The organism is Nitrospira sp. CMX1 (assembly GCF_054902215.1).
This window is the reverse complement of sequence record NZ_JBUBKD010000022.1, coordinates 1-6,743: the sequence shown is the minus strand read 5'-3', so window position 1 is coordinate 6,743 and position 6,743 is coordinate 1. Positions and strand designations below refer to the sequence as shown.

The window sequence follows — 6,743 nt, the reverse complement described above, 5'->3', positions numbered from 1 at the left end:
GTAAAAGCTGCCAGCAGCGAATTGTAAAAATCACGCCTCAGAACATCCGGCTCGTTGGAGGCGTACTGATCGACGATGGCTTGTGCTGCTTCCGGCGAATCTGGGCGGAGCAGATCCATCACCAATACCGGCGCGCCTGGCTTCACGAGCTGGCGAATCTTTTGCCAGAACTGTAAAGGATTGGGCAGATGATGGAGCAGGCTGTTCGAGATCACGGCATCAGTGATTCTCGCACCAGCAACTTCTTCATACCGTTCGCAGCGCAGCGTAATGCGATCGGATAAGCCCGCTTCCTTTACCGCCTGCTCTCCCAGCTGAATCATCGGAATTGAAGCATCCACTCCAATGACCCGGCAGGCTGAGTAGACCTTGGCAAAACGGATTGGGATATCGCCCGGACCACAGCCAAGATCCAGCACCGTCCCTTGAGAAAACTCCGGGAAGTATTCTTTGAACCGCTCGACAAATCCCTGGTTCTCCTTCTCGAAGTCCGCCCGCGCGTACGCCTCGGCCTGCTTGGGATCATCCATCAACTCTGGTTCAAGTATGCGATCCATTCTCTTTGTCCTTCGTCTTTCGGCAGTCAAATGTTTCAGGTTGCGAATTCAAAGTTTCGCGTTACGTCCGAGACGAGAAACCCGAAACCCGTAACTTCAGCCCAAAACTTTGCACGTTTTACGATTCAATTGTCACGACGTCTCCTGGTCTCACAATTCCACCCTGCAGCACCTTCGCATAAACCCGACTCCAGCCGGGGTTCAGTTTCTGCGCAATGCGTGAGAAGTCTTCATCGCGAAACCATCGTCCATTATGGCTGCAAGGCGTCGTATAGCTCGTCACTTCGAGTCGGATCTCAGGACCAATAGTCAACCGGAGGCCAGGCCGTACCTGGTCCCAGTTCAATCCGGACAAAGTCAGATTTTCTCCCGTTGCCCCAGGATCAATGGGATGGCCTTCATCTTGTAATCGCTCAACAAGCTCGAGGGAATACAAACAAACGGCACGGTCTGGGCCTCCGTGGAACTTGAGGTTACGTTGCCGATCGCCATCCAAGCCTTGTTCTCCGATCTTGGCTTCCAAGACAGGAAGTTTCGGCACACCTCCATCGGAAATGTTGATCTGATGCACATGGGCGTACGAGGGCCTGGTGGACATGGTCACGCCTCCCCTTCACAGGATTCCAGCCGGAGAAATGCCAGCGCCACCCAACCTTCCGCCTCCTGTTGCTTCGAACAGACGAGTCCAAGATCTGAAAACCGCTCCACGATTTCGTCCCGTTGCTCGCTCAGAATGCCGGAGACATGGATTCGTGCCCCACACCGCGCCAGACTCACCAGGTCCTCGGCAAGGCCAAGAACTGCTTGACGATCAAGATTCGCCAGCACGAAATCGGGCGTTGTCCGGGATTGTGGCAGATCCGCCAACGTGCCGATCACGATATCAATCTTATCCGCCAGATGATTCAGTTCGACATACTCTCGCGCACAGTCTACGGCAACCGCATCGATTTCAACACCGATCGCGGAGCTCGCCCCAAGCTTGACGGCAGCCATAGCCAGAATCGCGCTCCCTGTTCCGACATCCAGAATCTGTTCGCCTCCTCGAATATCCTTTTGCAACCACTCCAGCAGCATGCGTGTCGTCGCATGGTGCCCCGTGCCGAAGGCTTGCTTGGGATCCAAAATGATTTCGAGGTCACGAGGGCCAAGCGTCACCGGTTCCCAACTGGGGCGAATGACGAATCGACCGATACGAAGGGGCTTAACGGAACGAGCCCAGGCTTCGTTCCAATCTTGCGCCGGCACACGCATCACGGAAAGTGACGGTTCTTGGCTCGACGACGCCAGATCGGCAAGGGCTGCATGGAGGGCTGAGAGCCGTTCTTCAGTCCACTGGGTTTCCGCCCAATAGAGATGAACCTCACCCCCATCCTCCCAAGCCCCCTGCACCGTGGCGTCGTCAAGGCGACTCAGCAGTTCGCCTGTATCGAGAGAACCGTGAATGCACACATCCACCCAGCCGTTCGTCATCATCAGCGCTCACTCATCACTAACTGCACCAAGACCATTCTTCCACTGCGGTGACAGGATTTGACGTTCACGCCGGTTCCCAGTAAGGTCGCCTGTTATGGCACACTCACGCACCATCCAGATTGAGACGATTATCAGGCGCGCAGACCGCCTGATTGGTCAAGGCACGAAAACCAGCGCTCTATTCACCAGATGGCGGTTGGCCATCTTCGTGATCGGTCTCATCTGCACCGTCACCCTTTATAAGCTCAACTGGTACCACAGCGGCAACCTATCCGTCGGCGTATTCCTCGCAATCTTCATCACGGTTGCCGCCTATCATAACAAGGTGGAGACCCAGATTCATCGGCTCCGCCAGTGGAAACACATCAAACAGACACATCTGGCCCGCATCGCGTTGGATTGGAAAAACATCCCGACCAGATCGACCAACGAGCCGGGCTCTCATCCCTACGCGGCCGATCTCGACCTCTTTGGTCCCCATTCTCTGACCCATCTGCTCGACACCACCATCTCGGACCAGGGTCGAGAGCGGTTGCACAGCTGGCTCCTCAACCAGCCTCCCCCCTCCGCACAGTGGCGCCGCAGGCACGCGCTGATCAAGGAACTGACCGCTCGCCCCTTGCTACGCGACAGACTCACGCTCGATGCCAAACTCACAGGCGACCAAGAGATCAACGGCAAGCGGTTGGCCGCGGTCATTGAGCACCGGCTCGGCCTTCCCCACCTGAATACCATTCTTGTCGTCCAGGCACTCCTTGCCTCGACGACGATCGGACTCGGCCTCGCCACGCTGTTCGGATTGCTGCCTGGCTATTGGATGTTCTCATTCGCCGCCTATGTGTTGATCTACTTCATGACCGATCAGGGAGAAGAGTTGCTTGAGCATGCCGTCGGCCTCCATCACGAAACCGAACGTCTGGCCACGGTCCTTGGCTCGATCGAACGATACGCCGCGCAGCGAGAAACATCTCTCGCAACAACCTGGACCACCCTGATCGGCCACGTCAGTCCCACGCAACAGCTCCAGGATGTCGCACGTACGTTGCACGCCATCAGCATTAAAGCCCATCCGCTCGTCCATCTGACGATCAATGCTATTGGCCCATGGGACCTCTGGTTCTTGCGGCGACTGATCCACCTACAAGACCGAATCCAACAGGCCCTCCCGCAATGGCTCGACGCGCTGGCGGAAGTCGAAGCCGCGTCGGCGCTCGCAACCTTTGCGTATCTCCATCCTGACTATATTTGGCCGACTCCGCTTACCGTCCCTGAGGGGCAACAGGCGCTTCCCCCGACCATCCGCGCAAGCCGGCTTGCACACCCCTTGCTATCCCCACGGACACGCATCGCGAACAATGTCCAGCTGGCTGAACTTGGCTCGATCTACCTGATCACCGGCTCAAATATGTCCGGCAAGAGTACATTCTTACGCACCATCGGCATCAACCTCTGTCTCGCCCAGGCCGGCGCGCCGGTTTGCGCCGGCTCATTTGAATGGACCTGGAGCCGATTGGCTTGTTGCATCCGTGTCGATGACTCGCTCGATGCGGGGCTCTCGTTCTTCTACGCCGAAGTGAAACGACTGAAAACGATCCTCGACGCGACTCAGGAGCGTACCGTGCCTCCCGTGCTCTTTCTGATCGATGAGATCTTCAAGGGTACCAACAACCGTGAACGACTCATCGGCAGCCAAGCCTATATCACCGCACTCTCGAAGGGGCACGGATTTGGTCTTGTGAGTACGCATGACTTGGAGTTGGCGGACCTGGAACAGGCCATCCCACGATTACGAAACGCCCATTTCCAAGAAACGGTGGCAGACGGAACTCTCACGTTCGACTACCGGCTGAGGCCAGGACCCTGCCCAACGACCAATGCACTGAGAATTATGGAACTGGAAGGGTTGCCTATTTCCCCCACCCCTCACAATCGGGCACAATAGCCCGCACGAATGACCACGACGACCGGTCCGGCCCAACAACCAATTTCCCGCTCCCTTCGTGGGCTCCTGATTGCCCAATTCTGCGGAGCCTTCAATGACAATGCCTGGAAACTGATGGTCGCCTTGCTGGCCATCCGGCAGGCGACGGCAGGAATGGCTCCAGGCCCTGAGCTGGAAACCGTCGCTCAAACCCAAACCGCGACGGCCTTTGTCATCTTCACCCTACCGCTGGTACTCCTGTCGCTGGTCGGCGGCACCCTCGCCGATCGTATCAGCAAGCGCACCGTCATCCTCACCATCAAAGTTGTCGAGGTTTTGCTGATGGCAGCCGGCACCATCGCACTCTGGTTGAATCCTGCCGGCGGCATGCTTCCGTTGATCGTCCTCTGCGGGATGGGTGTGCATAGTGCGCTCTTCAGCCCATCGAAATATGGAATTCTTCCGGAGCTGATCCCCCATGAACGTCTGGCTGCCGGAAATGGTCTGCTTGAGCTGTGGACCTTTGCGGCCATCCTGACAGGGACAGCCGCCGGAGGGATCTTATTACAGACGGCCGGATCTCACACATGGCTGGCTCCGCTCGTGCTGACGGGACTATCGGTTGTCGGTCTCGTCACGGCGTTCTCCATTCCACCGGTATCACCGGCTCGCGCCGAGGGTGGTATCGGCGCCACGGTTCGTGGTGCCTGGGCGGCGATTCGCACCGAACGCATGTTGCAGATGGCCATCCCCATGGAAATCTTCTTCTGGACGATCGCCAGTCTGTTTATGCAAAACGTGATCGTCTACGCCAAAGCGGTGCTCCGACTCTCCGACGCGATGTCCGGGCTTCCGCTCACGCTCTTGTCGATCGGCATCGGCATCGGCGCCATTGTAGTGGGAAAGATTTCACGCAACCGTGTGGAGTACGGGCTGATCCCCTTGGGCGCGATCGGCGTGTTCCTCGCATTGCTCCTTCTTGGGCTTCTGGCACCTCCACTCTCGGGAACATTTCTTCTCTTGGGCGCACTCGGCATTGCCAGCGCCTTCATCTTTGTCTCGTTGAACGCCATCCTCCAATGGAAATCACCGCCTGATCGGCGTGGAGCTGTCATCTCCATGTCCAATACCTGTGTCTTCACAGGCATCTTGCTCGGTTCACTCTCCGGTGGATGGTTGGCCAACGCCGGACTCTCGACCACCAGCATCTTCCTGGCGACCGCCGGCATGACCCTGGCCGGTATGCTCTATGCCCTGTGGCTGCTGCCCGATACCCTGCTTCGACTCATCCTCGTGCTGCTCACCAACACGCTCTATCGCCTTCGCATCATCGGAGAAGCGCACATGCCGCCGTCCGGAGGCGCCCTGTTGGTTCCCAACCACGTCTCGTTTGTGGATGGACTGCTCCTGATCGCCAGTCTCGATCGCCCCGTGCGCTTCGTGGTCGATGCTCAATATGCCGAACTACCTCTCTTCAAACCCTTCATGAAGGTGCTCGGCGTGATTCCCATCTCGTCCCATGGTGGGTTGCGTGTCATTCTCAAAGCACTCCGGGAAGCAGGTGCCGCGCTCGATCACGGCGATCTCGTCTGCATTTTCCCTGAGGGACAGATTACCCGCACCGGCACGCTCCTGCCGTTCCGGCGTGGATTTGAACGGATCGTCAAGGGGCGAACCGTTCCGATCATTCCCGTGCACCTTGATCGCGTCTGGGGCAGCATCTTCAGCTTCAATCGGGGTCGGTTTCTGTGGAAATTACCGGAACAGCTTCCCTACCCCGTCACGGTCTCCTTCGGAGCTCCGCTGCCACCCACGACCTCGGTCCATGAGTTGCGTGGAGCAATCCGTCGGCTGGGTGAGACCGCCTGGCAGCTGAGAAAGCCGCATCGCCGGCCACTTCATCGGGAATTTATTCGCTCGATGCGCCGTCACCCGTTTCGCCTGGCCATGGCCGATCAGAATCGCCCGCATGTGTCGTCGTTGCAGGCCTTAATTGGGTCGATCATGCTGGCCAGAACGCTACGCCCCTATTGGAGCGACCAGGAGCGGGTCGGCGTGCTTCTGCCGCCCACGGTCGCTGGTGCCTTGGTGAATGTGGCAGTCCCTCTCTGCGGCAAGACCATCGTGAACTTGAACTACACGGTCGGCAAGTCCGGATTGGAAGCCGCGGTACAGATCGCAGGGCTTCGCACCATTGTGACAAGCCGTCTGTTCGTTGAGAAGGCCAAGCTCGACCTGCCGGAGGGCCCGTCAATCATTTGGCTGGAAGATCTTGCGAAAACGATCAGCAAAAGGCACAAACTTCAAGCAGCCTTACTGGCGCTCTTCGCTCCCTGCCGCCTCATCGAACGGGCCTGTGGACAAACCATCGCGCTCACCCCCGATAGCCTGGCCACCATCATCTTCAGCAGCGGCAGCACCGGCGAACCCAAAGGCGTCATGCTCTCCCATTTCAGCGTCGACTCCAACTGCCAGGGTGCGACACAGATGCTTCATCTGTATCAGGATGAACGGGTCCTCGGCATTCTGCCCTTCTTCCATTCCTTTGGATACATGGTGTTCTGGTTCGTGATGTCCAATAACGCCCCGATGATCTTTCATCCGTCGCCGCTCGATGCGGCGGCCATCGGTGAACTGATCAGGAAATATCGCATCACCTTCCTCGTCACCACACCGACGTTCCTACAGCTTTATTCCCGCCGTTGCACCCCGGAACAATTCAGTTCGGTACGGGTGATCCTCACCGGCGCGGAGAAGCTTCCGGCCCGTCTCGCCCAGACGGTCGAAGA

5 protein-coding genes are annotated in these 6,743 nt (G+C 57.9%); 2 read left to right on the top strand and 3 right to left on the bottom strand.

What is annotated here, in order from left to right; translation table 11 throughout:
• From ACYX34_RS06630 to ACYX34_RS06620, 3 genes are all read right to left on the bottom strand, one after another.
• The coding region (locus ACYX34_RS06630; protein ID WP_462075769.1) for a class I SAM-dependent methyltransferase at nucleotides 1–557 on the bottom strand (557 nt) is incomplete at its 3' end.
• Nucleotides 558–675: 118 nt separating this feature from the next.
• Nucleotides 676–1,155: an MOSC domain-containing protein gene (locus ACYX34_RS06625; protein WP_462075768.1), complete on the bottom strand. Its 480-nt coding sequence runs from the start codon at nucleotides 1,153–1,155 to the stop codon at nucleotides 676–678.
• Between the two features lie 2 nt (nucleotides 1,156–1,157).
• The gene (locus tag ACYX34_RS06620; protein ID WP_462075767.1) at nucleotides 1,158–2,033 is read right to left on the bottom strand and encodes a 50S ribosomal protein L11 methyltransferase; all 876 of its coding nucleotides are present in this window, start codon (nucleotides 2,031–2,033) and stop codon (nucleotides 1,158–1,160) included.
• Nucleotides 2,034–2,127: 94 nt separating this feature from the next.
• On the opposite strand from ACYX34_RS06620, the gene ACYX34_RS06615 reads away from it, so the two are divergent.
• Nucleotides 2,128–3,975 (top strand): MutS family DNA mismatch repair protein, encoded by a 1,848-nt coding sequence (locus tag ACYX34_RS06615; protein WP_462075766.1) that lies wholly within the window; start codon nucleotides 2,128–2,130, stop codon nucleotides 3,973–3,975.
• A 9-nt stretch (nucleotides 3,976–3,984) separates the two neighbouring features.
• On the top strand, nucleotides 3,985–6,743 hold a 2,759-nt coding region (locus ACYX34_RS06610; RefSeq protein ID WP_462075765.1), incomplete at its 3' end, for an MFS transporter.

What these genes read in the sequence shown, in the direction of transcription:
- ACYX34_RS06625 (WP_462075768.1), bottom strand. Translation starts at nt 1,155, where the DNA reads ATGTCCACCAGGCCCTCGTACGCCCATGTGCATCAGATCAACATTTCC.
- ACYX34_RS06615 (WP_462075766.1), top strand. Translation starts at nt 2,128, where the DNA reads ATGGCACACTCACGCACCATCCAGATTGAGACGATTATCAGGCGCGCA.
- ACYX34_RS06620 (WP_462075767.1), bottom strand. Translation starts at nt 2,033, where the DNA reads ATGATGACGAACGGCTGGGTGGATGTGTGCATTCACGGTTCTCTCGAT.